The sequence below is a fragment of the Polyangium sp. 15x6 genome, from assembly GCF_029960785.1.
Taxonomy (GTDB): Bacteria; Myxococcota_A; Polyangia; order Polyangiales; family Polyangiaceae; genus Polyangium.
Genome location: NZ_JASBQE010000065.1, coordinates 13,800 through 38,924, shown reverse-complemented (window position 1 = coordinate 38,924; position 25,125 = coordinate 13,800). Strand labels below are relative to the sequence as shown.

Genomic DNA, 25,125 nt, shown 5'->3' with positions numbered 1-25,125 from the left:
GCGAACAGCATGAAGTACCGGGCACTCGTGTGTGGCGTGAACAGGACTGCGGGGGCGTCGCCCCTACGGTTCGCCGAAGACGACGCGCGGCGCGTCCATGAGGCGTTCACGGGGCCGATGGGCCCGGCGAGCGCCTCGGATTCGCCTCTCCTTCTCGGTCCACACGCGACGGTCGGAAACGTCCTTTTCTGCCTCCAGCACATGGCCCGCATCGGCACCGAGTACCTGCTCTTCTACTTCTCGGGCCATGGGGGCGAGGATGGGATCGCTCTCGCCGACGGCACGCTCAGCTACCGTCGATTGCACAAGGCGCTCCAAGAGGTCTCCGCTCGGGCCGTGCTGGTGATCCTCGACGCGTGCCAGTCCGGTACGTTCGGCAAGGTCGTCGAAGTCGGCGGCATCGGACGTTCCTGGGCAGAGCTCCTCGAGAGCGCCATGCCCGGCATGCGCATGTTCTTCGCGGCGAGATCCGACGAGAATACGATGGAAGGCGGGGGCGTCCCCGGCGGGCGCTTTACTTGGACCTTCCTCGAAGCGCTCCGAGGGTGCGCAGGCGCCATGCGACATGGCAACACCCAATTCGTGGCGGATGACGAGGCGTTTTACACCACGTACGCCCTCATGGCACAGCGCTGGCCCCAGGATGCTCTCCCCGAGGGCCGGAACCTGAAGGGCGACTTTCCGATGCTCCAAAGCCAAGTCGCGCAGAGTACCAGCCCCACGTTCGCGCTCATCGTTCAAAGCAATCAGTCCAAGTTCGCGCTCGATGCCGTGGCTACGGTGCTTGGTTACAATGGCAGAATCGCAGAGATTCGCTACCAGCTACTCGACGAGGGCTGGCACCTCATTGCACGACATGCATTGGTATTTTGGCCTCGACAACCTCTCGACATAAGCGTGCACGAGCTCGGCATTCCGAACCTCGTCTTGCCCAACGCCATCGCTCACGCCTTCCAGACGAAGCCGTCCGTCATTCTCCGCTGGGCCGCGCAGCTCGTCGACCCGCTCGATGGCGCCCTCTTGGCGGCGGCTACGACGTTCTGGCCCTATTCGCTCCCCCGCGCGGTTTGGACGCCCTGACGAGCCCGCCAAGCGCGGCGCGACGACTCTGCAATAGCAGCCTACGCCGCCTCTTCCTCCAGCTCGCCGATGCACTGGCACAAGCCCACGCAGCAGGCGTCGTTCACCGGGATCTAAAGCCCGGGAACCTGTTTCTCACTCACGACCGCAGAAGGACCCCGCTCCAGGGGACGGCCACGCAGGTTGGTCCCTGATCCGGATCGGGCTCGGGCCGCTCCTTTGCCTGCTCGTCGCCGGTGTGTATTGGATCCCGTTCGTCCTGTCCAAACACATCAACATTTCGACGCTGACTCCGGCATTCTGGCTCCACGCGCTTCGTGATTGGAGCGAGACGGGGGCCGGGCATGGATTCGCGGCGCTTCTGGCCGTCGCCGGGATCGTCGGTATCGTTTGGCCCGCCGTCCTGCCGCGTCGGCGTTCGCAGGTGCATTCGGTGGAGGCGTGGAAGGATGGGCTCCTCCTCGGCGCCTCGGGGAGCTCGCGATGGGAGCAGATCCCAGGCGAGGACATCGCCGGCGTGCGGGTGGCAGAGGCTGCCGAAGGAGCGAGCCTCATGGTGGTGCGGCGAAACGGGGCCGCCATATTCCTGGAGTTCGAGGATCTCGAGCAGTCGCGATCCATCGCGGCGACGCTCCTCGAGAGCGGCCTCGGGACGGGCGATGTGGCGCTGCCGGCCCGCGTGGATGGCACCTCCAGCGACGTGGTCCGCGACCGGATCGAAGGGTTCATTCGCGTCTCGGGCTTGTTGTTTTGGGTCCTCTGCTTTGCGTGCTGGAACCTGAGCGGTGACCCCTTCAGCCCCTTCTGGGTCGCCGCCTCGAACTGCTATTGGCGTGGCTTGCCCTGGCCGCTGGCCCTGGTCGGAATCCTCTGCGTGCTGGCAGGGTTCGTTTTTCGCTGCTTGCGTTTCCGTGGTCACGAGAGGCTGGTCCTGGGGAAGGACGAGCTGCGCCTCGAAGACGTACGGATCCCCTACGTCGATATCGCGTCGGTCGCGTTGCAACGAGGCGGGATCGCGATCCAGCTCCGCGAGGCTCCGGCCGATCGAAGTCCGATCGTCATCGGTTTGCCCGGGCGTTCTGCGACCGAGCTCGCCCATGTGGCGACCCACATCCTCTCGGCCGCAGAGGGCGCCGCCGTAAAAAGAGGAGAAGGGTCGGCTGCGTCCGAGCGGCTCCATGACCTGTCGCGCAGGCATGACGAACCCGTCCGGGCGTGGCTGTCGCGCCTCGACGCGCTCGACACGGACCCGAGCGCCGCTCCCTACCGTCACACGGCCATCGAGCGCGTCGACCTCGCGAGCATCATCGGGGACATCGAGGCGCCCGTCGCGCTGCGCGTGGCAGCGACGAGGGTGCTGCGGCGTATCGATCCCGAGGATACCCAGAGGCGCATCCACGAGGTCGAGGCGCGAGCCGAACCCGAGGTCGCCCATCGGCTCAGGATCATCGTCGAGGAGGACATCGATGATGCAAGCGAAGCCTACGAAGCTCTGCCGCCTCTCTTCCGCGCGCCCGTGCGACGGGGCTGACGGACGGCGGAGCTATCGCTCGGGATAAGTCACGCGCCCGCCATCCGAGGAGGGTATCGAGATACCTACGGGCGACAGAGGGACAAAATGTCGAAAGCCCGACGACCATGACGTTCGTCGGGCTCTCTGGCTGTCTTCCGGGTGGGCCATGAAGGACTTGAACCTTCAGCCAATGGATTAAGAGTCCACTGCTCTACCAATTGAGCTAATGGCCCGGTTTTGCTGCTTATCTTTTCAACGGTCTCCCGAGCTCCCCTGGGTAGAGTCGACTCGGAACCCGGTACGCCCGGCCCGATTCGAACGGGCGACTTTCGGATTCGAAGTCCGACGCTCTATCCAGCTGAGCTACGGGCGCATCCTGCGCCGCCCTCGGGTGGGACGCGACGAGCCTTCTACCCGTCCCGATGGTTCATGTCAAGCACATGGTGTCTTCTTTTTTTCGTGTGGGCTGGCTCATGATCCAGCCACGGCTGAGGTCGGTCGCGCAAAACCCCACGATCGGCCGTACACATCCCCTCCCCCGCGCGCGCCTTGCGCGCTAACGTCCGCGACGTCATGCGCCTGCTCGCTCGGATCGCCGCGACCCTCACCCTCGGCCTCGCGCTCGTCGCCACGGGCCCGCGCGCCTCCGAAGCCGCGCCTGGCGCCAAGGCTGCGAAGACGGAGCCCACGAAGGACAAGGGCAAGAAGGACAAGGGCGAGCCGAAGAAGGGCGCGGAGAAGGAACGGAAGCCCAAAGGCGCGCTGTCGGCGGGCGCGCCGAACAAGGGCCGGCTGTACGGGGGCGAGAAGCTCGCGTCGAGCAAGTCGGTCGAGGTGCGCGGCGGCGGGCACGCGTACGGGCTGCCCGACCTCGTGCGGGTGCTCCGGCGCGCCGCGGCCAAGGTGAGCGGGAAGCACAAGGGGTCGGTCCTGTACGTGGGGGACCTGTCGGCGAAGAACGGCGGGGCGCTCTTCGGGCACAACTCGCATCAGTCGGGGCGCGACGCGGACGTCGGCTTCTACATGGTGAGCGAGAAAGGCAAGCACGTGAACCCGCACAGGTTCGTCGCGTTCGGGAGCGACGGGCGGCCGCGCGGCGGCGAGGTGGTGCGCTTCGACGATGAGCGGAACTGGGCCTTCGTCGAGGCGCTGCTCACCGACACGAAGACCGACGTGCGGTACCTGTTCGTGTCGGCCGGGCTGCGTACGCGGCTGCTCAAGTACGCGGCGAAGAAAAACGTGGCGAAGGAGCTCTACACGAAGGCCGCGTCGGTGCTGATGAGCCCCGCGGACGCGGACGTGCACGACGATCACTTCCACGTGCGAATCGCCTGTCCCGAGAGGATGAAGTCGGCGTGCGTGGAGGAGTCGTACCTGCGCGGAGGCGGCGGGGGGAGCGCGGCGAGCGCGACGAACGCGGCGGGCGCGGCGAGCAAGGACACGAAGGGGGAGCCCGCGCCGAAGGAAAAGGCGGGCGAAGCGAAGGAAGAGAAGGAAGCCAAGGAAGCGGCGCCGCCCCCGCCCGTGGCCACGAAGGCCAAGAAGGACGAGGGCGGCGACAAGGACCGCTAGTGCTTCAGGACCAGCGCAAGGAGCTCACGATCGCCTCGCGATCGGCCTCTTCGCTGTCGCGTTCGTCCCAGGGGCAGACGTAACTCGCCTGCACGACGCGGTCGCCGTTCGACAGGAACCAGACCTGCACGAAGCAGCCACGCACGAGGTAGGTGGCCGTGGCGACGACGCCGTCGGGGCGCTCGTGGGTGCCCTGCTCCAGGGGTTCGAGCCTGCGGCGTTTGCCCCAGGCGCGGATGAGGGCTTCGAGCTCTTCGGGTTCATGGCCGGGCTGCTCGTCGTCGTCGTCGAAGAGCATCTCGGCCACCATGAGCCGGCCCGTGCCTCCCTCGGCCGCGAGCGCGACCGGAGGCAGGGTGCTCGGATCGGAGTAGGTCACGTCCTCGAGGCCGGACCAGGCGGGGGGAAGGTCGAGCGAATAACCATCCAGGTTGAGCCGCATCACGCGGAGAAAACTAGCAAATCGCGTCGTTCGATCGGGGGCGAAATGGGGGGCGATCGGACAGGATATGTCCTAGATTGGGTAGGACGTTTCTGGACCGATCGGACGTAGATTGTCCGAAGTCAGGCTTGACTTTCGCCGATGTCGATCAGGACGGGGGCGTGGTCACTGGGTCGTTCGAGCTCACGAACGCTGCGGTCGACCCACACGTCCTTCGTGCGCGCGAGGAGCGGCGACGTGACGAGGGCGAGGTCGATGCGCAGGCCATGGTTCTTGCGGTAGGCGCCCATGCGGTAGTCCCACCAGGAGTAGACCTTCTCGTCGGGGTGACGCTCGCGCAGGGCGTCGACGAGCCCCCAGGAGAGCAGGCGCCCGAGGGCCGCGCGCTCGTCCGGGTGGCAGAGGACCTGCCCCTCCCAGCGCTTGGGCTCGTGGACGTCGAGGTTCGTGGGCGCGACGTTGAAGTCGCCGCAGACGAGCAAGGGCTCGTCCGGCTTGTGGTGCGTGGCGAGGTCGAGGCCGAGCCGCTCGAACCAGGCGAGCTTGTAGGCGAAGGGCTTCGTGCCCACGGCCTGCCCGTTGGGCACGTAGACGTTGACGATGCGGACGCCCTCGATCGTGGCGGCGAGGAGCCTGCGCGGGGCGTCGTCCTCGTCGCCGTCGAGGTTCTTCTTCACGTCCTCGATGCCGAGGCCGTACCGCGCGGCGATGGCGACGCCGTTGTAGGTCTTCTGCCCGAAGTAGACGACGCGGTAGCCAGCGTCGCCGAGGGCCTCCTCGGGGAATTTCTCGTCCTCGACCTTGGTCTCCTGCATGCAGAGGACGTCCGGGCTCGCGCTCCCGAGGAAGGTGCGGAGGTGTTCGAGGCGGGCGCGGATCGAGTTCACGTTCCAGGAGGCGATTCGCATGGCCCCTCCCGTAGCCCGGAAAAACCCTCGCGAGAAGTCCTCAGCCGCCGAAGGCCGCCGTGAGGATGCGCAAAAGGCCCTCGGTGTCGTCGACGTGCACCCAGTGGCCGGCGTTCGGGAGGATGTGCACGCCGAGGGTCGGGTCCTTCGCGGCGAGCGCGGTGAGGCGCGCGCGGTCCTCGGGGCTGACCGTGTCCGAGCGGCCGCCGATGACGAAGCCCGTGCGGCGACGGCCGTCGGGCTGCTCGACGACCGGCCAGAGGTCCTCGGTGAAGTAGTCGGTGAGCAGGTCGCGGATCGCGGCGAGGTCGAGGCGGAAGCGGAAGGCGTCGCCCTCGCGACGGACGTTCATGGCGAGCCAGTCGGCCTCGGCGCGGGAGACGCCATGCGAGGTGACGAGCTCGAGGAAGCGCTCGCGGGACGGAAGCTCCGCGGGGAAGGACTCGAGCATGGCGAGGACCTTCGCCGCGCCGACGTTCTCCATGCCGAAAGGACGCGCGCTCGGGGTCGAGTCGAGCACCCAGAGCTGGTCGAGCTCGCCGCGCCGCAGGGCGGCGTACGCGAGCGCAACCTTGCCGCCGAAGGAGTGGCCCATCACGCCGCGCACCTCGAACGGGAGCGCAGAGCCGAGCCGCACGAGGTCGTCGGCCGCGGCCCCGAGCGTGTGCGGGGGCGGGAGCGACGTGGAGAGGCCGTGCGCGCGGAGGTCGACGAGCACGAAGGCCCAGCGGGGGCAGGCCGACGCGAGGGTGCGGGTCAACGTCCGAAAGTTGCCGCCGGAGCCAAAGATGCCATGAAGTACGAGCACGCAGCACGAAGGCGACGCGCCGGGCGCGGTGACGATGGCGTGATGGGGAAGCATGGCGGGCTCGTGCATGTCGTCCTGGATCCGGCCGTACGGGGAAGCTGGAGTCGGGGAAGAGGGGTAGCATGTGCGCATGAAGAAGAAGGCGCCATCGAAGCCCAGCGGCCCTGCGAAGACGACTGGACCGAAGTCCGGAAACACACCGACGCTGCCGATGAGGGTTTCGAATGCGTCGTTCGAAAAAATCGAACTCGACGACGTATCGATGGCCGACGCGAAGGTGCACGACACGACGTTCGAAAGGGCTTCGTTCGACGACGTGAGTTTTTCAGGCGCGACGATTCACAACGCGTCGTTCGAGGACGTGAAGCTCGACGACGCGAGCTTCGCGCGGGCCAGCGTGAAAAACGTGTCGTTCGAGTCCGCAGCGTTCGACGACGTGACGTTCGCGAAAACGAAGATGCACAACGCGTCGTTCGAAGGCGCGTCGCTCGACGACGTGAGCCTCGCCGGCGTGACGATCACGAACTGCTCGATCGAAGGGCTGACCATCGACGGCGTTCGAATCGATCTATTGTTGCAGCACAAACGATCAGGCGCGCCGCAGATCGACGCGCCTGATCAAAAACCCGAGGGATGAGCTCGGTTTTCCCGATGGTTCAGGCCTCGATGAGGCCGGTGCGGACCGCGATCCGCGTGAGCTCGACGGCGCTCTTGCAGCCGAGCTTCGCGTAGATCCGCACGCGGTGGGTCTCCACGGTCTTCGGGCTGATCGTGAGACGCGCGGCCGTCTCGCGGGTGGAGATGCCCGCCGCGAGGAGGCGCAGCACCTGCCGCTCGCGCGGCGTGAGCGCGTCGAGACCGCCCGTGCCTTCAGGCGCAGGTTTGCGCATCGCGCGAACGACGGCTCCCGCGATGCGTTGACTGAGCGGCGCGCCGCCGCTCGCGATTCGCCGAATGCCGTCGATCACTTCGGCGAGCTCGCTGGTCTTCACGAGGTACCCCTGCGCCCCAGCACGAAGCGCTTCGGCGACGCGAAATTCGTCGTCGTAGCAGCTCAAAACGAGCAGCTTTGCGGAGGGCACCTGGACGCGAAGGGCCGCGAGGAGCTCGATGCCGTCGCGATCGGGAATGTTCAAGTCGACCAGCACGACTTCGGGCTTGATCGACTGTACTTCCCGAAGCGCATCGGCCGCCGTGCCCGCCTGACCAACGACGGTCATCCCCGGCTCTGCTTCGAGTGCTTTGGCAAAACCCTCCCGCAAAACCGGATGATCATCGATGAGGTAAACGCGGATGCTGTTATTCGTGTCCGACATGACAAGGACCGCCCTTCAACGAATTGGGCCTCAGCCTGACTCGCGCGTCAAGTGCGGCTGTGGTCGGGCGCACGCGGAACACGCCCTACGGAAAGTCCCTACCCCACTCGATTTCCGCTTGGACAAACGAGATCACAAACCCCAGCCAGCCGTTCACAACGTATGAATCGATCAGCCGGCGGCGGCAAGGGGTCCGGAGGCTCGACGACGCGGGGAACCTGCTCGATGGAAGGGGCCCATGAGTCCGAGCCCGAACGTGCCGGCCGCGCCACCCGGTAGCCCCGACGACAAGAAATCCGGGCCCTCGGTTTTCATCGTGGATGACGATGATGCCCTGGTCGAAGCACTCTCCGATCTGCTCCGAGAAGAAGGCTACGAGGTAGAAGCGCACACCGTTGCGAGCGAGGCGCTCGCAAGGCTGGAAGCAGGCACCCGGCCCGATGTGATTCTCCTCGATTACTTGATGCCCGAGATGAAAGGCGACGCGTTCCTCGCCGCGCTCGATCGCGCAGGGATCGACGTCCCCGTGATGGTGCTCTCCGCGATGAACGAGTCGCGCCTCGATGTGCCCGTTCGACGGGTGCGCGCGATGATCCGAAAGCCCTTCGATCTCGAAAAGCTGCTCGACGAGCTGTCACGGCTCGCCGCCTGAACGCGTCCCGTACGCCCGCTCGTTTCGAGCTCCGTGCGCGGTGGATGCAAATGCCACGGCGCTGCACGGATCGGGGGACCTCGGGAGCGCGCGACGTCGGCACGGTCCTCGCTCGACGAACGAGGCCCATGACGTCCACCGCATCTGCCGAGATCCGAGAGCCCGCATCCGGTCGCTCGTCCGGGTTCGTCCCGACGTCCCCCCTGCCCGAGCTCGACCACCTCTTTCGCCTGTTCGTGCTGAGCTGGGATCTGCGCGGAACGTCGGCCCAAGCGCCCGAGTCGACGCGGGCCCTCGGCCTCGTGGGAGCACTCCTCGATCGAGGCGCGCGGGTGGCGATCGTGACGGACGCGAGCCTGGGCGAGCTCACGCCGGCGATCGAGGCGACGCTCGCAGTGGAGCCGAGGAGACGGCTCCACGTGGCGACGGACAGCGGGGATCACGTCTTCGGGTTCGATCACCGCGGCAGGCCCATCGAGGTCGCGCAGACGGCAGACCGAGGTGACGTGCTTTCGTTCATGATGCACGAAATCGCGCGGCCGCTCGGGCTCGATCCGGAGGACGTGCTCGTCGTGGGCGAGGCGTACGGGCTCGGGGGGCTCGCGGACATCCTGGAGCAGCAGCTCGCGCTGGAAGCCGAGCTCGGGCCGTTCGCGCCGCCGCGGGACCCTTCGTGGGTGGTGGTGGAGAGCGGCTTCGACGTGGCGCGGGAGCACGAGATCGAGTCGCTTTTGACGATCGCGAACGGCTACCTCGGGATGCGCGGATCGCTGGCGGAGGGGAGCAGCGTGTCGCGGCCGGCGACGTTTCTGGCGGGGGCGTTCGAGGCGTCGTCGGACGTGTCGCCGGTGCCGGAGCTCGTGATCGCGCCGGACTGGGGGCGGCTCCGGTTCACGGTGGAGGGCGAGCCGTTCGGGGTGGAGACGACGTCGATGGAGCGGCACCACCGGACGCTCGACCTGCGGCGTGGGCTCGTCCTGCGCGACGGGCTCGGGACCGGGCCGGGCGGGCACGCGACGCGGATCCGGACGGTGCACCTCGCGTCGCTCGCGAACCGGCATCTGCTGCTCGAGGCGGTGGAGATCTCGCCGCAGAATTTCTCGGGCACGGTGGTGATCGACGCGGTGCTGTCGGGCGACGTGAAGAGCGGGAGCGGCTCGTCGCACTGGGCCGGGTTCGAGCCGCGTCACGGGCTCGTGGGGCCGATCCTCGTGGGCAAGACGCACGGCGGGCTCGAGCTCGCGCTCGCGTCGCGTACGACGGCGGCGGATCCAGGGTCGCTCGAGATGCGCTGCGAGCGGGAGGTCGGGCCGGCGTCGGCGATGGAGCGGTGCACGCTTCACGTCCGGCTCGGCGAGCCGAGCGTGCTGCATCGGGTGGTCGGTCTGTTTACGTCGCGTGACGGAACGACGCCGGTGCAACGGGTCGAGGTGCTCGAGCGGCAAGCGGCGGCGACGTCGTTCGACGCGCTGCTCGCGGATCACGTGGCGGCGTGGCAGGCGCGGTGGAAGCAGTCGGACGTGGAGATCGACGGGGCGCCGCAGATCGAGCGGGCGCTCCGGTTCGCGCTCTACCACCTGATCGCGACGGTGCAGCCGCACGATCCGCGCTGCTCGATCGGCGCGCGCGCGCTCTCGGGCGAGGCGTACCGCGGTCACGTCTTCTGGGACACGGAGATCTTCATGGTGCCGTTCTACGTGCACACGTGGCCCGAGGCGGCGCGGACGCTCCTCCTCTACCGGCACCTCACCCTCGACGGCGCGCGGCGCAAGGCGAAGAAGCTCGGCTACGAGGGCGCGCTCTACGCGTGGGAGTCGGCGGACACGGGGGACGAGACGACGCCCGAGTTCGTGCGGAGCCCGGTCGGCGAGATCGTGCCGATCCTGTCGGGGCTGGAGGAGCACCACATCAGCGCCGACGTGGCGTACGCGATCTGGGCCTACGCGCAGGGCACCGGCGACGAGCGGATCCTGCACGAGGAGGGCGCGGAGATCCTCGTCGAGACGGCGCGCTTCTGGGTGAGCCGCGGCGCCATGAAGGTCGACGGCAAGTTCCACATCGACCGGGTGATTGGGCCCGACGAGTACCACGAGAGCGTGGACGACAACGCGTTCACGAACTGGATGGCGCGGCAGAACCTGAGGTACGCGGCGGCGATCGCGCGGGGCGTGGGGAACGCGAAGGCGGCGGCGCTCGGGGTGACGCCGCAGGAGATCAGCCACTGGGAGGAGATCGCCGCGCGGATGTACCTCGGCGAGGATCCGCGCACGGGATTGATCGAGCAGCACAAGGGCTTTTTCGATCTCGAATACATCGACGTCGCCGCGTACTCGCCACGCACGGTGCCGATCGACGTGCTGCTCGGGCGCGAGCGGACGCGGCACTCGCAGGTGGTGAAGCAGGCGGACGTGGTGCAGCTCCTGGCGCTGCTCTGGGACGAGTTCTCGCCCGGCGCACGGCGAGAGAATTTTCTCTATTACGAGCCACGCACGGCGCACGGGAGCTCGCTGTCGCCCGGGATTCATGCGCTCGTGGCGGCGCGGCTCGGGCTGCTCGAGACGGCCGTGCGGTACCTCGAACAGACGGCGTCGATCGACCTCGGCAACAACATGGGCAACGCCGCGGGCGGCGTGCACGCGGCCGGGCTCGGGAGCCTGTGGCAGGCCGTGGCCTTCGGCGTGGCGGGCCTGCGCACGGCGCCCGAGGACCCGGAGACGCTGATCGTCGCGCCGACGCTCTTGCCGGGCATGCGGCGCGTGTCCTTGCCGATGCAGCTCCGCGGCCGCTCGCTCCAGGTGCATGCGCTGCCGGGCGCGGTGGAGGTGCACGTGACCTCCGGGACCGCGCCGATCGGGCTCGCCGCTCCGGACAAGGCCGGGGCGACACACACGGTGCGCGCCGAGCCCGGACGGGCCTACGTGGCGCGGCGCGAGGAAGAAGGGTTTTTGGCGTGGGAGGAGATCGAGCCATGAAGCCGGCGGATCTCGCGGAAGGGACGACCCACGGCGCCGAGCGAGGCGCCGAGGAGGGGCCGCGCAGCGAGGCGCGTCCGAAGAGGCAGCGGGTGCTCGTGGCCTTGAACGGCACCGACGCGGCCGCGTCACAGGCGGCGGTCGCGATGGGTCGGCTCGTGGCGAGGACGCTGCACGAGCCGCTGCACGGGATCTTCGCGTCCGAGGCGAAGGTCCCGCCCGGCGAGCTGCCGAGGCTCCTCGGGATGCCCAAGCACGCCCTCGACGGCGTGGTGCTCGACGTGGAGGTCGGCGATCCCGTGGAGCGGATCATGGCCTTCACCGAGGCGCACCCGACGGCGTTCGTGATCGTGGGAGCCGAGAGCAGCGAGCGCGGGGGGCTCGGGGTGGGTGAGCTCGCGGGGCACACGATCGAGCGGTCGCACGCGCCGGTGATCGTGGTGCGGCCCGAGGAGCGGCTCGCGCTCAGCCGGATCCTCGTGCCCCTCGACGGGACGCCGAGCACGGCGAGCGCGCTCGAGCCGGCCGGGGCCCTCGCGCGGCAGGCGGGCGCGTCGCTCGACATCGTGCTCGTGGGCGAGGCGCAGCACGGCCCCCACGTCGAGCCGGGCGCGATGGGCGCGCCGCAGTACGTGGACCAGCCGCATCACGAGTGGCCCGCGTTCTCCGCGGAGTTCGTGCATCGCTTCGCGAAGACGATCGGCCACTGCCCCGAGGACGTCCCGACGCGCTTCTTCCTCGGCGCCGGCGCCCCCGCGGACGAGATCCTCCGCTTTGCCGAGACCCTCGCCGCGGATCTGACCGTGCTCGTCTGGCACGGGCTCCGGCGCGAAGAGCACGGAGCGGTCTTCGAGCGCGTCCTGCGTAAGGCTACCTGCCCGGTGCTCGTCCTGCGTTGCCCATGACGAGACGGAAAGGCCCTCGCTCGCAGTGTCGCGGACGAATGCGGCGCATCGCGAGGAGGGCCGAGCGGGGTGCGGGGTCGGGTGGTATCTTCCGGCGATATGCCCGCACGTGAGCTTACCGCAGCGGAGTGCCTCAAGCGCATCGAGCCCGCGGAGCTGTCGTTCCAGACGACCGAAGAGGTGGAGCCCGTCTCGGGCATCGCGGCCCAGGAGCGAGCGCTCGCGGCGCTTTCGTTCGGGCTGGATATCCGCCACTCCCGGTTTCACGTCGTCGTCGTGGGTCCGTCCGGCTCGGGACGGACGTTCTGCGCGCGTCAGGTCGCCCGGAGGCTCGCCGCGACGCTCCCCACGCCCGACGACATGTTGCTCCTGCCGAACCCGCGAAGGCCGAGCGAGCCGACGGTGCTGACGCTGCCTGCGGGTGAAGGCCGTCCGTTCACGGAGGCGATGGAGGAGCTCTACGCGAAGCTTTTGGAGTCGATCCACGGCGCGACGGAGGGCGAGCGGTGGAAGCAGGCGCGGGCGCGCGGGCAGCGACGCGTGGAGGCGGAGGAGTCGCGGCTCGAAGAGGAGCTCCGCGCGCAGGCGAAGGGGCTCGGGCTCGACGTGGTGCGCGCGGGGCGCGAGTTCCAGGTGACGCCGCTCGTCGACGAGAGCCCGCCGAGCGAGTCGATCCGGGAGATCACGACGGCGATCGAGGCCTTCGAGGAGCGGCTCGCCGAGGTGCAGGACGAGGCCGATTCGGAGCTCCGCGCGACGACGAAGCAGCTCCTCGGCGACGCGGTGAAGGCGTGCTTCTCGCCGGTGCGCGCGCGCTTCGAGGGCCGCGACGAGCTGCTCGCGTTCCTCGGCGAGGTGGAGACGCTCGTCACGCGCGAGACGCGCCTGCTCGTCGACGAACCTGGCAACGACGAACAGCCCGTGCTCGTGCAGGGCATCGTGGTGCCGACGCTGCTCACCGAGCACAAGCCGGGGTCGGGCGCGCCGGTCGTGGAGGTCCCATACCCGACCTTGTCGGCGCTGTTCGGCCGCAGCTACGCGCCGCCGGACACGGGCACGCCGCCGGAGCCGGGGTTCGCCGTGGCGGGCGCGCTGCACCTCGCGAACGGCGGGTTCTTGATCCTGCCGGCGAACGCGCTGCTCAAGAACGAGGCGCTCTACGAGCAGCTCAAGGCGTGCTTGCTCGCGAGCAAGTTCATCGTGCCCGAGCACAACCCCACGTATTACCGCGGCACGAGCGAGGAGCTCATGTTCCCGCCGATGCAGCTCGACCTGAAGGTCGTGCTCATCGCGAGCCCCGACCTCTACCAGGACCTGCACGAGGCCGACCCCGAGTTCTCGCAGCTCTTCAAGGTGCAGGCGCGCTTCGAGGGCACGATGCCGCTCGGCGCGGCGCTCGCGACGTACCCCTCGTTCCTCGCGGACATCGTGCGCGAGCGGCGCCTCTTGCCGCTCACGGCCGACGCCGTGGCCGAGCTCTTCTTCTACGGCGGCCGCCTCGCCGAGAGCCAGCGCAAGGTCACCGCGCAGCTCGGCCTCCTCGCGGAGGTCGCAACGGAGGCGAGCTACCGCGCGACGCGCAAGGGCAAACGAGTCGTCGACTGCGGCGAGATCGTGGGTGCGCTCGCGGCGGCGCGCAGGCGCAGTGATCATTTCCGCGACCAGGTGCACGAGCTGCTCGCCGACGGCACGATCCGCATCGACGTCACGGGCCGGCGCGTCGGCCAGGTGAACGCGATCTCGGTCTTGAGCGACGGACCTGTCACGTTTGGCCGACCGTGCCGCGTCACGGCCGTCGTGTATCCGGGGACCGAGGGACCGGTGAACATCGCGCGCGAGGTCGAAATGAGCGGGCCCATCCACGCGAAGGGCGTGCTCGTTTTGTCGGGCTTCTTGTCGCTCCGGTTCGCGCAGATCCGCCCCCTCTCATTCGGCGCCTCGCTCGTCTTCGAGCAGACCTACGAGGCGATCGACGGCGACAGCGCCTCGTCGCCCGAGCTTTACGCGCTGCTCTCGGCGCTCTCCGGTTATGCGCTCCGGCAGGACCTCGCGGTGACGGGCAGCGTCGATCAGCAGGGCGGCGTCTTGCCCGTGGGTGGTCTCAATGAAAAAATCGAGGCATTCTACGATCTCTGTGCGGCCAAAGGCCTCACCGGCCACCAGGGCGTCCTGATCCCGGCCACGAACCAGCACGCGCTGATGTTGCGCAGCGACGTGGTCGAGGCTATCGAGCGTAAACAATTCCACGTTCACGTGGTTTCCGCGGTCGAAGAAGGCATCGAGCTGCTCACAGGATCGCCCGCAGGTATCGCGGACGACACCGGCCATTACCCTGCGGGCACGGTCTTCGGCGCGATCGAGCACCGGCTCGAGCGGTTTTGGCGAGCGATGGCGGAAACTGGGCGGGCCCGTTAGCTGCGGGACGGGAAGAGCCGACCATTGGGCGTTCGGGGTTCGCCCCGGACAACGGGTCCTCGATTTTCGTACGTCCGTCTGCCGATTTCTTGCTGCACGACGGCCACGCCTTGCCTGTAGACTGCTCGCGGCCGCACGGCCCCCGAGATTCCTTGGGGTCGGAGGCCTCGACGCGGATCAGCTTTTCAAGGAGTGGCCATGCGGAACTTGGTGAAGTGGATCGGGCTCGTGGGCCTTGCAGGCAGCACCGTGCTGGGCGCCGCATGCACAGCCACGGGTGGCCGAAACGTCTTTGGTGACGATGGTTCCGGCGGCGAGGGGTGGTCCGGGGACGGCGGCGCGGGCGCCATGCCGGGCGGCAACGGCGGCTCGAACCCCGACGGCGTCGGCGGCTCGTTCGTCGGTCCGGGCGCGGGCGGCAGCGGCGCCGGCGAGCCCACCTGCGACACCGACGTCAACGTGGACGACGACGGCGACGGGTTCAGCGAGGCGGCGGGCGACTGCAACGATTGCGACGTGAACGTCAGCCCGAACTCGGTCGAAGTCGTGGGTGACGCGATGAACCCCGACTACAAGCCCGCGGACGAGAACTGCAACATGGTGGCCGACGAGGCGGTCGAGACCTGCGACGGGGCGCTCGCTGTCGACACGCAGGATCCGTTCGACGCCGCGCGCGCCGTGGAGCTCTGCAAGATCGCCACGCCGGGCGGCACCGATTGGGGCGTGGTCAGCGCGCAATGGGTCATGGCCGACGGCTCGCCGGCGAACGGCAGCGCGAACTATCACCTCGGCCACGGCGTCCTGAGCAGCTTCGGCCCGAACGTCAAGCCGCGGGCGGGCAGCAAGATCTTCAGCGTCTCCAGCGGCGCGGCGCGCCAGCCGACGGACGCGGGCTATCAGAGCCCGAGCGGCTTCAGCAAGGGGTACAACAGCGGCCATCCGCAAGGCTTCCCGAAGGAGTCGCCGGCGTGCCCCGGCGTGATCACGGGGACGCCGTACGACGCCACGGCGGTCGAGCTCGAGATTCGCGTGCCGCAGAATGCGAAGGGCTTCTCGTTCGACTTCAACTTCTACACGTACGAGTGGCCGGTCTACATCTGCAGCAAGTACAACGACTTCTTCGTGGCGATCCTCTCGCCGATCCCGGCGGGTCAACCGGACGGGCAAATCTCGTTCGACATGCAGGGCAACCCCATCAGCGTGAACAACGCGTTCATGAACGTGTGCGGCTGCGCGGCCGGCCCGCCCTGCCAGGCAGGCGGCAAGATGTTCGATTGCCCGCTCGGCACGGCCGAGCTCGATGGCACCGGCTTCGAGACCCACGCGGCGACGAGCTGGCTGAAGACGCAGGCGCCCGTCACGCCGGGCAGCACCATCCGGATTCGCTGGGGCGCCTACGACTCGGGCGACGGCGTCCTCGACTCGACGGCCGTCATCGACAACTGGCAATGGAGCGCCGAGGCCGGCACCACCGTCGGCACGACCCCGATCCCGCCGATTCCGAAGTGATTCGGTCTTCGCCTCAGCGGTGATCCCACCGCAGCCCGACGTTCACCTGCCGAAACCCGCCCGTCTGAATGCCATCGGGCAACCTCGTCGCCACGAACACCTGATCGAGCGCGTTCTTCACCGTGAGGAGCGCGCCGAGCCCCGTCTTCGCGTGGCGGTAGCGCAACGACACGTCGACGAGGTGATACGCCGGCACCACGCCGAGGCGCCCCGTCGGGTCCACGAGCACCGTGTTGTATTCGTCGGCGAACTGGTCGCTCAGGTAGCTCCAGGCGACCTGCCCCCCGAGCCCGATGCGGTGCTCGACGTCGAGCGTCGCGTTCGCCGTGTGGAGCGGCGCATAGGGCAGGCGATTGCCGTCGAACGGCCCGCCGCGGAACGTGGAGACGGAAAAGGTGTATCGCCCCGTCAAATCGATCGTGAGCGGCAGCGAAAGCGCCTGACCGACGCCGACCGTGACCTGCGCCTCGGCGCCTCGGTGCAAGGTTCGTCCGCCGTTCGCGAGCTCGCTCTGCTGCCCGCTCGCCTCCGAGCCGGTGACGATCTGGTTGCGGAAGCTCATGACGAACCCCGTGACCTCGGCGCGAATCCATTTCAGCTTCGCGAGCCGCACGCCGATCTCGTAATTCGTGCTCTCTTCCGCGTCGAGCTGGGCGTCCTGGCCGCCCGGGGAAATGGCGGACGACACGCGCGGCGGCGCGTACCCGACGTGCACGCCGCCGAAGAAGTTCAGCTTCGGCGTCCCGTACACCATTCCGATGCCCGGCATCACCGCCAGAGAATCGCTCGTACCGCGGTTCGTCACGTCCCGCGACGTGCCCGTCTCCGCCGTTCGATCCACGCTGCGCAGGTTCGCCGCGTATTCGACGCGGACGCCGGGCGTGACGAGCAAATCGTCCCGGAACGCGAGGCGGTCCTGGGCATACGCGGCGATCGCGAACGTGCGGTGGTGCTCCCGGTCCTGGAGGTTACCGGCCGCCGTATTCACGATCTCGCCCTGGAATTGCTTTCGGTCGGCGGTCTCGACGTGCGCGCGCGCGCCGGCCGTGATCGTGTGGCGCACCCGGCCCGTCTCGAAGCGGTGCTCGACGCGCGGCTCGATGCCGAGGACCTGGTAATCGCGGTCGCGGACCATCGAGGTGTTGCGGAAATAAATCGCGGCGCCCGAGACCGACGCATCGCCCACGATCCGCTCGTACGTCACGTCGGGCTTCGCATCGCGGTCGTAGTTCTGCCTGCGCCAGTCGCGATCCGTGATGTAGCCGTAGATGAACGTGCGCAGCCGCGTCGCCTCGGAAAAACGGTATTCGTGCGTGAGCGAGGCGTCGTAGCGACGCACGTTGAACCCGTCGTGTGGCGCGATCGAGGGCGTCCGCGGGTCGAGCTCGAACATGCGGCGCGTCAGGCCCACGTACGTCGAGCGCGAGAACTCGTCGTACACCGCGATCTTGAACGTGGCCTCGCCGCGCGCCGACGTCGGGAACGCGATCTTGCCCATGAAGTCCGTGGCGTGGAACTCGATGTTGCGGAAGCCGTCGCCTTGCTTCCTCGTGAATTGCAGGACGTACCGCGCGTCGCCGGCCGCGCCGCCGTAGAGGCCCGAGAGCTTGAAGTAGTTGCGCTGGCCGGCCTGCGCTTCGAGCGACCACTCGGGTTTGTCCGGGGGAAGCGCCGTAAGGAAGTTGACCACGCCGCCAATGGTTTGAGGTCCGAACAAAATGCTGCCCGAGCCCTTCACGACCTCGACCGCGCGGATGCGCTCGACGGGCGTCGAGTAGTAGAGATCGGGCTCGCCGTACGGGTTGATCGCGACGGGCATGCCGTCTTCGAGGATGAGCACCTGACGGCTGCGCGTCGGATCGAGGCCGCGCATACCGACGTTGAGCCGGAGGCCGAGCCCCTCCTCGGGCCGCACCACGAGGCCCGGCACGCGCCGCAGGATCTCGCCTGTCTCCGCGGGCATCGCGCGACGGATCTCCTTCGCGCCGATCAACGTGCCCGAGCCCGGCACCTTCTGGAGCGCGTCGTCGCTCCGGCCGAGCACGCTCACCTCGATCACCTCGGGCGGGGACGGCTTGGCCTGCGCCTCGGCTACGGTTTCGCCTTCCTTTGGCGGCGCGGGGGCCGCGTCCGGCGCGGCTTCGGCCTTCGCGGGCGCCTCGTTTGGCGCGGCTTCGGGGGCGGGGGGCGCGGGTTTGGCCTCGTCGGCGAAGGCCGGGGTCGTGCAGGCGAGCAGCAAAAACGAGCCGAGCAGAGTGCGAGGGCGCATGCGGTTCTCGTGCGGAGAAAATGCCCTGTACTGTTGTTGAAATTGAAAGTCAACAGTATGTCGTGCTGGATTTCGGCTCGGAGAGGCGTGTACGCTCCGAACGATGATGCCTCGGATTCGTGATCGTGCCCGGACACACGCCCCTGCCCTGCTTCTCGGCTTCGCCCTCGCATCGGGCTGCGGCGCGCCCGCGGCCGAGACGCCCGCGAAGGGCCCGGACGAACCCGTCAAGACCACGGAGGCGACGGAGGCGACGACGGCCACGACGCCGCCCGCGCCGAAGACGGGCTGCGCGGTGCTCTCGATCAACGATACGTACCGAATCGAAGCATTGCCCGGCGGCAAGGGCGGCATGGCGCGGGTCCGGACGATCCGCAAGGAGCTCGAAAAGAAGTATCCGGACCTCGTGGTGCTGCACGCGGGCGACATGCTGTTCCCGTCGCTGATCAGCCAGATGTACAAGGGCCGGCAGATGATCGAGGCCGTGAGCCGGCTCGACGGCGGCCCGGGGCAGGACGCCCGGCTCTTCGCGGCGTTCGGCAATCACGAGTTCGACAAGGACGACCCCGCCGTGATCTCGGCGCGGGTCGCGGAGTCGGAGTTCCGCTGGCTCTCGGCGAACGTGCATTTCAAGGTCGACGACGCGGGCAAACCCGCGGTGAACCTGCCCGAAGGAAAGGTCCTGCCGCGAACGATCGTGCCCTGCGGCCCGCTGAAGCTCGGCGTCTTCGGCGTGACGATCGGCGCGGATCAGCCGTACATCGCCGCGATCCACGACCCGGTCGAGGCCGCGCGCGTGCAGACGGCCGCGCTGCGCAAAGAGGGCGCGGACGTGGTCGTGGCGCTGACGCACCTGTCGATGACGACGGATCGTGGACTGCTCGAAAAACTCGGCGCCGAGGGGCCGGACGTGACGCTCGGCGGGCACGAGCATCAGAAGCAAAAAGCCGCGGCGGGCGAGCGCGTGGTCTACAAGGCCGACGCGGAGGCGGTGAGCGCGAACGTGCTCAGGATCGATCGTTCGAGTGGCAACCTTCGGATCTCCCACGAATGGGTCCCGCTCGAGGGCGCGGCCGTGCCCGAGGATCCCGAGATGAAGGCGTGGGTCGACGCCACGCTGAAGAAACACGAGGACGAGTTCTGCGCGAAGACGCGCAATTTGCCGGCGGGCTCGGGCTGCCTCTCCGAGGTGCTCGGCGCGGCGGGCGAGGACCTCATCGCCGAGGAGCTCGAAATTCGTCGCTTCGAGACGAACCTCGGGGACTGGATCCTCGACCAGGCGCTCGCCGCGTTCCCCAAGGAAAAGAAGCGCCCGCAGATCGCCTTCATCAACAGCGGGACGTTGCGGATCAACCTGAACCTGCCGAAAGGCGAGCCGATCACGACGCGGAACATCGAGGAGCTCTTCGCGTATCCGGCGATCCTGCACCTCATCGAGATCAACGGCGAGACCTTGCAGAAGGTCGTGAACCACAGCATCGAGAACTGGACGGGCGAGGGGCATTTCCTGCAGATCGCCGGGTTCGCGTTCGAGCACGATACCGCGGCGAAGACGGCGTCGAAGTTGACCTTGCTCGGCGCCAAACCCAAAAAGATCGGGCCGAAGGACGTGCTCTACGCGGTCACGATCGATTACCTGGTCGACCCGAAGGGGAAAAAGGACGGCTATTCGATGCTGGGCTCGGCGAAGGTGATCGCCAAGGGCCCGGACATCAAGCAGGTCGTGCTCGACAGGCTCGCCGCGCTGAAGAAAGAGAACAAGCCGCTCGCGCCGAAGGTCAACGGGCGAATCTGCAATACGGAGCGGAAAGGGGTTTGTCAGGTTCTACCCTGACGCTACAGAACCCGCCGCACCCGCCGCCGCTCCTCGATCATGTGTTGCGTGATGCGCTGCTTGCCGTCGGCGCCCTCGACGAGCGTCCAGACGTCGTGCTCGCGCTTGCGGCCGGCGCTCGCGAGCAGGATGTCGGCCGCTCGTTCGGCCGGGATCAGGCCGTCCGGGCGGCCCGGCAATTCGACGACCGCGACACGCGCGGCGAGGCCCTCCATCACGTCGAGCATGTGCTGAACGACGCGGCGGAAGGCCTCCTCGCCGAACCCCTCGCGTGGACCCGCCCCGAAAAACAGGAGCTTGTCGAACGTGAGGCGCGGTTTGGCCGGGACCATCAGGACCTCGCCGAGCTTGCCCGTCAAAAAGCCGTTGCGCAAAAGCCCGGACAGGTGCCCGGCGAGGCGCCAATCGCAGAGGCCAAAGACGCCGTGCACCGGGCGCGCGTCCGCCCACACGCTGCACGCGAGGATCTCGGTGTCGAGATCGTCGAGGCTCGTGAGCTCGGGGTTGCAGAAGCGGAGCTCCACGTCCCGCCCCGCTATACGCTGATCGCGCCCTTGCGGAACTCGCTGGTGGCGATCTTGACGTTCACGCAGGACGGTTTGTCGGCCGCGAATGCTGCATCGAGGGCGGGACCGAGATCGGCCATCTTCTCGACCCAGTAGCCCACGCCGCCGAGCGCCTCGACGACCTTCTCGTAACGCGTGTATTCGAGCGCCGTGGCCGGCGCGCGCTCTGCGCCATAAAGATCGACCTGGCCGCGGCGAATCTGCATCCACGCGGCGTCGTTGCCGATGATGCTGACGACCGGAATGCCTTGCCGCGCGAGCGCCTCGAACTCGGCCGCGTTGAAGCCGAACGAGCCATCACCGTAAATGAGCACCACGCGCGCGCCCGGACGGGCGAGCTTCGCGGCCATCGCATACCCGGGGCCGACGCCGAGCGTGCCGAGCGGGCCCGGATCCATCCAGAGCTGCGGCCATTCGAGCTTGATCACGTTCGCCGCGGTGGCCACGAAATCGCCGCCGTCGCCGATGACGATGTCCTCCTTGCCGAGGCGTTTCCCGATCTCGTCGCAGACGCGCAGCGGGTTCGGCGGGTCGGTCGTGGCGTCGATCTCGGGCTGCATCTTGGCCCGCGACTTGTCCTCGGCCGCGCGCATCGCCGCGATCCAGCCGGGCGCGCGCTTCTCCTTCACCTCGGCGAGGAGCTGCTCGAGGACGAGGCCGCTGTCGCCGTGAATGGCGACGTCGACCTTGCGATTGCGGCCGATCTCGTTGCCGTCGAGGTCGATCTGGATGACGCGCGCGCCCGGGTTGATGGCGCGGCCGTATTCGAGGCGGAAATCGAAGGGCGTGCCGAGGACGACGCAGAGGTCGGTTTGTCCGAGCGCGACACGGCGCGACCGAGCGAAGAAGTTCGGGTGCGCGTGCGGCAGGCCGCCGCGGGCCATGCCGTTCAGGAAATACGGGGCGTCGATGGCGTCGGCGAACGCGCGCAGGATCTCCTTGCGCGGCGACCATCGGAGCTGCGTGCCGACGATGAACATCGGTCGCTCGGCCTCGCGCAGCATCGCTGCGGCGCGGGCGATCGCGTGCGGATTGCCGGCGGGGCGCGGGGGTTCGTCGAAAGGAACCGTGGCGGGCGGCGCGTCGTCGCCGAAGCTCATGAGGAGATCGAGCGGCATCTCCAGGAAGACGGGGCCGGGGACGTTGCCCTGCGCGATGCGGAAGGCGGCGTCGATGTACTCCTGGATGCGGTCGGTGGAGGGGACGGAGACGCTCCACTTCGTGACCGGGCGCATGAGCTCGACGTGGTTCATGTCCTGGAGCGAGCCCATGTCGGCGAGCAGGCGCGGGCCGGCGCCGCCGATCACGATCATGGGGATGCCGGCACGCTGGGCATTGGCGACCGCGGTGACGGTGTCGGTGACGCCGGGGCCGGCCGTGACCGCGCAAACGCCCGGCTTGCCCGTGACGCGGGCCCAGGCGTCGGCCGCGTGCCCCGCGGTCTGCTCGTGCCGGACGTCGACGACGCGGATGCCGTCGTCGAGACAGCCATCGTAAATGGCCTGGATGTGCCCGCCGCAGAGCGTGAAGAGGTGCGTGACCCCGTGCCGCGCGAGCGCCTTCGATACGAGCCTGCCGCCGTGGACCTGTGCCATGGCGGGGCGTATACCACGGGTGAGGGCGCGAGGTCTCCGGTTCGTTGAACATGCCCACCCCGCCGCCTCGGCTGCCGCCGGACGATGGCTCGGCGCGTGCTCGTCCCCCCATGTCGCGCGCTTGCGTCGGCCGCTGCCCGGGACGAACCCACGTGGTTCGGGGGCAAACCCTGGGTTCGTCCTGGAACAGGGTTCGTCTTGACCAGCCTATGCGGGATGGAGTAAGCTCACGTTCCATGAACACCAAATCTTCTATCCCGATCGCAGCATTTTTCATGGCTGTCTTTGTCACCCCGTCGACGTGGGCCGAGCCTCCCCCGCGTGTGCCTTCCCCCGCGTACCTGGCCGAGGCGAAGGGTTTTTACAGGCCCGAAGTGCAAGCGCTCTTCGAGCAGGCGTACAAGGCCGAGCGGCGTGGCGATTTCAAGGAGGCGCTCGATCTCTTCGAGCAGGCGCTCCAGCGCGACCGCGACAACGACGTCGAGGTGGAGCTCGGCCTCGCCCAGCTCCGCGCCGGGAATTACTTACAGGCCGCTCGGCACCTCGACATGGCGCTGGTGTATGGCCACCGCCTGCGGGCCCATCGCATCGACGAGACATACGCCGCTCTCGGGGAATGCAAGAAGCACATCGGCACGATCATCCTGCACCCGAACGTGCCGGATACGCGCGTATTCGTCGGGGAGGAGGAGGTCCGGGACCTGTGGGCCAATCACGAGTTTTTCGTCGCGCCCGGCAAGCACATCGTGAAAGCGATGAAGGAAGGCTACTGGATGAACCAGCGATACGTGGAGGTCAAAGCCGGAGAGACCGCCGAGGTGATCATCCCCATGCAGCAGCGGATCCAGACGCAGGTCATCGGGTTCGAGCGCCCGCTGAACGTCAACATGAGGGGATATTCGCCGGACCCTCAAGACGGAAAGCCTACATGGCCGAAGAACCTCATCATTGCGAGCGTGGTAGGCATGGGGCTCGGGACGGGAGCACTTGCCATGGGGCTCGTGTTTCGTGACACCGAGGATGCGGCGACCCGTAGGGCGTGGACCGGTGTTGCAGGAGCTGGGGGTGGCCTCCTTGGGCTCAGTGTCATAGGACTGGGAATTGGAATCGCCAGCCTGCCCCAGGCGCCCGCTCCGAGCGTCTACATCGCGCCGAGCGTTTCCAACGAGACGATGGGGGTCTCGGCCACCGGCAACTGGTGAGCAAGGGCTACACTAGGACCTCATCCCGCCGCGTAGTACACTCGGCGCGTGTCGATTCTCTGGGAAGACGTCCGTTATCTGGAAGCGGTCGCCCGCGCCGGCGGCGTGGGCGGCGCGGCCCGCGAGCTCGGCGTGTCGGCCTCCACCGTGTACCGCCGCATTGCGATCCTCGAATCCACCGTGGGCGCGCCGTGCCTCGAGCGTGGCCCGGCCGGCGGCGGTTTGACGGAGACCGGCGCCATGCTCGCGCAGGTCGGCCACCGCATGCGCAAGGCCCTCGCCGAGGTCGCGGGGCACGTGCACGCCCAGGCCACGGAGATCGTCGGCGAGGTCAGCCTCACGACCGTGGAGGCCTTGCTCCCATTCCTCGTGGACCCGATCGCCGAAATAACCACGCAATATCCATTACGCGTGAACCTCATCCTCGGCGATTCGGGGCCGAGCGTCCGGGACCGCGAGGTCGACGTCGCGATCGGCATCATGCGGCGCCCGCCGCCCGGGTGCTGGGGGGTTCGGCTGGGCAAACTCCCGTACGGCGTCTTCGGGACCGCGGAGGCCGTGAGGCGCGAGCCCGAGCCGCTCTGGGTCGTGCGCGCGCTGAGCGAGCGCTCCTCGCCCGAGTCGGCGTGGGAGCGCGAGCACGCCAGCGGTTATGCCACCCGCGCCCAGTTCAGCGCGCTCGTATCGCTCGTCGCCGGCGGCGTGGGCGTCGGGCTCATTCCGCGCGCACTCGCCGCGCTCCACCCCGAGCTCGTGGAGATCCCCGCCTATCGCGAGCACGTCGCGCCGCTCGAACGGACCGCCTGGCTGCTCACCCACCCCGACCTGCGCAAGACGCCCCGCGTGCGGGTGCTCATGGACGCGCTCATGCGGCGGTTTCGCGCGGCGCTCTGAGCCGGCGGCTCTGCGACGTCGTTGCACCCCTGCGAACTCCGCTCGCAGATGTGCAACATGACACGAACGCGCACACGTCGCACAAATGGGCCACCTCGAAGGGAGGTCCTTATGCTTGCATCACTTCGACTTGCTCCGCTCCAGTCCGGCTTGCTCCTCGCCCTCGCGCTCGGCGCATTGGGCCTCGGGTGCAAGATGCGCCAGGATTTCGTGCCCAACAAGGGACCCGGCTTCGACCATTGCGGCGGCGACGTCTTCTGCTCGCCCGGTCAACACTGCGCAGATTTCTCGCTCTCCGTATGCGAGGAGGGCTGTCTCACGGACGACAATTGCGACCCGTCGCAGATGTGCGATCCGGACGCGGCCGCGCCGCGGCAATGCATCGATCGGCCCACGACCGACGCAGAGACGCCCATGTTCGACAACCTCGTCGGGTGCAAGGAAGCCTGCAAGCATTTCGAGTCCTGCGGCCTCGCTGCAGACGAAGCCACGCAGTGCCTCACGGACTGTGAAGGCTTCACGCCGGACCAGCAATCCGCATTCGCCAATTGCGGCGGCGACGTCGCGTGCTCGGACGTGGCGTTGTGTCTCAACGTGCAATGCGTGTCGACGAACGACTGCCAGAACGATCAGAGCTGCGTGAAATTCGCCTGCGTCGGTGGCGTGTAGCGGC

At 68.2% G+C, this 25,125-nt stretch carries 20 protein-coding genes and 2 tRNA genes; 13 read left to right on the top strand and 9 right to left on the bottom strand.

The window, feature by feature from the left end; translation table 11 throughout:
* Nucleotides 1-9: 9 nt before the first annotated feature.
* Complete coding sequence (locus QHF83_RS35450) at nt 10-1,080, top strand: caspase family protein (RefSeq protein WP_282422450.1); 1,071 nt, start codon at nt 10-12, stop codon at nt 1,078-1,080.
* 238 nt (nt 1,081-1,318) lie between these two features.
* The gene (locus QHF83_RS35445; protein ID WP_282422449.1) at nt 1,319-2,611 is read left to right on the top strand and encodes a hypothetical protein; all 1,293 of its coding nucleotides are present in this window, start codon (nt 1,319-1,321) and stop codon (nt 2,609-2,611) included.
* Nucleotides 2,612-2,753: 142 nt separating this feature from the next.
* On the opposite strand, the gene QHF83_RS35440 is transcribed toward QHF83_RS35445, so the two are convergent.
* Both QHF83_RS35440 and QHF83_RS35435 read right to left on the bottom strand, forming a co-directional pair.
* Nucleotides 2,754-2,826 (bottom strand) — tRNA-Lys (locus tag QHF83_RS35440).
* 66 nt (nt 2,827-2,892) lie between these two features.
* Nucleotides 2,893-2,966 (bottom strand) — tRNA-Arg (locus tag QHF83_RS35435).
* Nucleotides 2,967-3,166: 200 nt separating this feature from the next.
* Here QHF83_RS35435 and QHF83_RS35430 point away from each other — a divergent pair.
* Entirely contained in the window at nt 3,167-4,165 is a 999-nt protein-coding gene (locus tag QHF83_RS35430) for a penicillin-insensitive murein endopeptidase (RefSeq protein WP_282422448.1), read from the top strand.
* A gap of 4 nt (nt 4,166-4,169) precedes the next feature.
* On the opposite strand, the gene QHF83_RS35425 is transcribed toward QHF83_RS35430, so the two are convergent.
* The 3 genes from QHF83_RS35425 to QHF83_RS35415 all read right to left on the bottom strand — a co-directional run bounded on the left by QHF83_RS35425 (nt 4,170) and on the right by QHF83_RS35415 (nt 6,377).
* Nucleotides 4,170-4,610 carry a hypothetical protein gene (locus QHF83_RS35425; protein ID WP_282422447.1) on the bottom strand — a complete coding sequence of 147 codons (441 nt, stop codon included), beginning with the start codon at nt 4,608-4,610 and terminating at the stop codon, nt 4,170-4,172.
* A gap of 119 nt (nt 4,611-4,729) precedes the next feature.
* The gene (gene xth, locus QHF83_RS35420) at nt 4,730-5,515 is read right to left on the bottom strand and encodes an exodeoxyribonuclease III (RefSeq protein ID WP_282422446.1); all 786 of its coding nucleotides are present in this window, start codon (nt 5,513-5,515) and stop codon (nt 4,730-4,732) included.
* A gap of 40 nt (nt 5,516-5,555) precedes the next feature.
* Nucleotides 5,556-6,377: an alpha/beta hydrolase gene (locus tag QHF83_RS35415; protein WP_282422445.1), complete on the bottom strand. Its 822-nt coding sequence runs from the start codon at nt 6,375-6,377 to the stop codon at nt 5,556-5,558.
* A 76-nt stretch (nt 6,378-6,453) separates the two neighbouring features.
* Here QHF83_RS35415 and QHF83_RS35410 point away from each other — a divergent pair, with 76 nt between their 5' ends.
* Entirely contained in the window at nt 6,454-6,960 is a 507-nt protein-coding gene (locus QHF83_RS35410) for a pentapeptide repeat-containing protein (protein WP_282422444.1), read from the top strand.
* A gap of 19 nt (nt 6,961-6,979) precedes the next feature.
* Here QHF83_RS35410 and QHF83_RS35405 read toward each other — a convergent pair whose 3' ends face one another.
* Entirely contained in the window at nt 6,980-7,639 is a 660-nt protein-coding gene (locus QHF83_RS35405) for a response regulator transcription factor (protein WP_136934084.1), read from the bottom strand.
* Between the two features lie 238 nt (nt 7,640-7,877).
* Between QHF83_RS35405 and QHF83_RS35400 the strand changes: the two genes are divergently transcribed.
* The 5 genes from QHF83_RS35400 (at nt 7,878) to QHF83_RS35380 (ending at nt 16,092) form a co-directional block, all read left to right on the top strand.
* Nucleotides 7,878-8,291, top strand: a complete 414-nt coding sequence (locus tag QHF83_RS35400; protein WP_282422443.1) for a response regulator — start codon at nt 7,878-7,880, stop codon at nt 8,289-8,291.
* 128 nt (nt 8,292-8,419) lie between these two features.
* Complete coding sequence (locus tag QHF83_RS35395; RefSeq protein ID WP_282422442.1) at nt 8,420-11,263, top strand: glycosyl hydrolase family 65 protein; 2,844 nt, start codon at nt 8,420-8,422, stop codon at nt 11,261-11,263.
* The gene (locus QHF83_RS35390; RefSeq protein ID WP_282422441.1) at nt 11,260-12,168 is read left to right on the top strand and encodes a universal stress protein; all 909 of its coding nucleotides are present in this window, start codon (nt 11,260-11,262) and stop codon (nt 12,166-12,168) included. The genes QHF83_RS35395 and QHF83_RS35390 overlap by 4 nt, the downstream gene beginning before the upstream one ends.
* 99 nt (nt 12,169-12,267) lie before the next feature.
* On the top strand, nt 12,268-14,583 hold the full coding sequence (locus QHF83_RS35385; RefSeq protein WP_282422440.1) for an AAA family ATPase: 2,316 nt from the start codon (nt 12,268-12,270) through the stop codon (nt 14,581-14,583).
* Between the two features lie 198 nt (nt 14,584-14,781).
* Nucleotides 14,782-16,092: a choice-of-anchor L domain-containing protein gene (locus QHF83_RS35380; RefSeq protein ID WP_282422439.1), complete on the top strand. Its 1,311-nt coding sequence runs from the start codon at nt 14,782-14,784 to the stop codon at nt 16,090-16,092.
* 13 nt (nt 16,093-16,105) lie between these two features.
* On the opposite strand, the gene QHF83_RS35375 is transcribed toward QHF83_RS35380, so the two are convergent.
* Nucleotides 16,106-18,361 carry a TonB-dependent receptor gene (locus QHF83_RS35375; RefSeq protein ID WP_282422438.1) on the bottom strand — a complete coding sequence of 752 codons (2,256 nt, stop codon included), beginning with the start codon at nt 18,359-18,361 and terminating at the stop codon, nt 16,106-16,108.
* A 103-nt stretch (nt 18,362-18,464) separates the two neighbouring features.
* On the opposite strand from QHF83_RS35375, the gene QHF83_RS35370 reads away from it, so the two are divergent.
* On the top strand, nt 18,465-20,195 hold the full coding sequence (locus QHF83_RS35370) for a bifunctional metallophosphatase/5'-nucleotidase (protein WP_282422437.1): 1,731 nt from the start codon (nt 18,465-18,467) through the stop codon (nt 20,193-20,195).
* Between the two features lie 2 nt (nt 20,196-20,197).
* Here the strand turns inward: QHF83_RS35370 and QHF83_RS35365 are convergent, their stop codons facing one another.
* On the bottom strand, nt 20,198-20,719 hold the full coding sequence (locus tag QHF83_RS35365) for a M17 family peptidase N-terminal domain-containing protein (protein WP_282422436.1): 522 nt from the start codon (nt 20,717-20,719) through the stop codon (nt 20,198-20,200).
* 11 nt (nt 20,720-20,730) lie between these two features.
* A complete protein-coding gene (locus QHF83_RS35360; protein ID WP_282422435.1) occupies nt 20,731-22,356 on the bottom strand; it encodes a thiamine pyrophosphate-binding protein in 1,626 nt (541 codons plus the stop codon).
* A 275-nt stretch (nt 22,357-22,631) separates the two neighbouring features.
* On the opposite strand from QHF83_RS35360, the gene QHF83_RS35355 reads away from it, so the two are divergent.
* The 3 genes from QHF83_RS35355 to QHF83_RS35345 all read left to right on the top strand — a co-directional run bounded on the left by QHF83_RS35355 (nt 22,632) and on the right by QHF83_RS35345 (nt 25,121).
* A complete protein-coding gene (locus QHF83_RS35355) occupies nt 22,632-23,558 on the top strand; it encodes a tetratricopeptide repeat protein (RefSeq protein WP_282422434.1) in 927 nt (308 codons plus the stop codon).
* Nucleotides 23,559-23,606: 48 nt separating this feature from the next.
* On the top strand, nt 23,607-24,452 hold the full coding sequence (locus QHF83_RS35350; protein ID WP_282422433.1) for a LysR family transcriptional regulator: 846 nt from the start codon (nt 23,607-23,609) through the stop codon (nt 24,450-24,452).
* Between the two features lie 111 nt (nt 24,453-24,563).
* Complete coding sequence (locus QHF83_RS35345; RefSeq protein ID WP_282422432.1) at nt 24,564-25,121, top strand: hypothetical protein; 558 nt, start codon at nt 24,564-24,566, stop codon at nt 25,119-25,121.
* Nucleotides 25,122-25,125: the final 4 nt, after the last annotated feature.

Excerpts from the sequence above, each read along its gene's own strand:
- QHF83_RS35450 (WP_282422450.1), top strand. The coding sequence starts at position 10 with ATGAAGTACCGGGCACTCGTGTGTGGCGTGAACAGGACTGCGGGGGCG.
- QHF83_RS35430 (WP_282422448.1), top strand. The coding sequence starts at position 3,167 with ATGCGCCTGCTCGCTCGGATCGCCGCGACCCTCACCCTCGGCCTCGCG.
- xth (WP_282422446.1), bottom strand. The coding sequence starts at position 5,515 with ATGCGAATCGCCTCCTGGAACGTGAACTCGATCCGCGCCCGCCTCGAA.
- QHF83_RS35415 (WP_282422445.1), bottom strand. The coding sequence starts at position 6,377 with ATGCTTCCCCATCACGCCATCGTCACCGCGCCCGGCGCGTCGCCTTCG.
- QHF83_RS35410 (WP_282422444.1), top strand. The coding sequence starts at position 6,454 with ATGAAGAAGAAGGCGCCATCGAAGCCCAGCGGCCCTGCGAAGACGACT.
- QHF83_RS35405 (WP_136934084.1), bottom strand. The coding sequence starts at position 7,639 with ATGTCGGACACGAATAACAGCATCCGCGTTTACCTCATCGATGATCAT.
- QHF83_RS35400 (WP_282422443.1), top strand. The coding sequence starts at position 7,878 with ATGAGTCCGAGCCCGAACGTGCCGGCCGCGCCACCCGGTAGCCCCGAC.
- QHF83_RS35395 (WP_282422442.1), top strand. The coding sequence starts at position 8,420 with ATGACGTCCACCGCATCTGCCGAGATCCGAGAGCCCGCATCCGGTCGC.
- QHF83_RS35390 (WP_282422441.1), top strand. The coding sequence starts at position 11,260 with ATGAAGCCGGCGGATCTCGCGGAAGGGACGACCCACGGCGCCGAGCGA.
- QHF83_RS35385 (WP_282422440.1), top strand. The coding sequence starts at position 12,268 with ATGCCCGCACGTGAGCTTACCGCAGCGGAGTGCCTCAAGCGCATCGAG.
- QHF83_RS35380 (WP_282422439.1), top strand. The coding sequence starts at position 14,782 with ATGCGGAACTTGGTGAAGTGGATCGGGCTCGTGGGCCTTGCAGGCAGC.
- QHF83_RS35375 (WP_282422438.1), bottom strand. The coding sequence starts at position 18,361 with ATGCGCCCTCGCACTCTGCTCGGCTCGTTTTTGCTGCTCGCCTGCACG.
- QHF83_RS35370 (WP_282422437.1), top strand. The coding sequence starts at position 18,465 with ATGATGCCTCGGATTCGTGATCGTGCCCGGACACACGCCCCTGCCCTG.
- QHF83_RS35360 (WP_282422435.1), bottom strand. The coding sequence starts at position 22,356 with ATGGCACAGGTCCACGGCGGCAGGCTCGTATCGAAGGCGCTCGCGCGG.
- QHF83_RS35355 (WP_282422434.1), top strand. The coding sequence starts at position 22,632 with ATGGCTGTCTTTGTCACCCCGTCGACGTGGGCCGAGCCTCCCCCGCGT.
- QHF83_RS35345 (WP_282422432.1), top strand. The coding sequence starts at position 24,564 with ATGCTTGCATCACTTCGACTTGCTCCGCTCCAGTCCGGCTTGCTCCTC.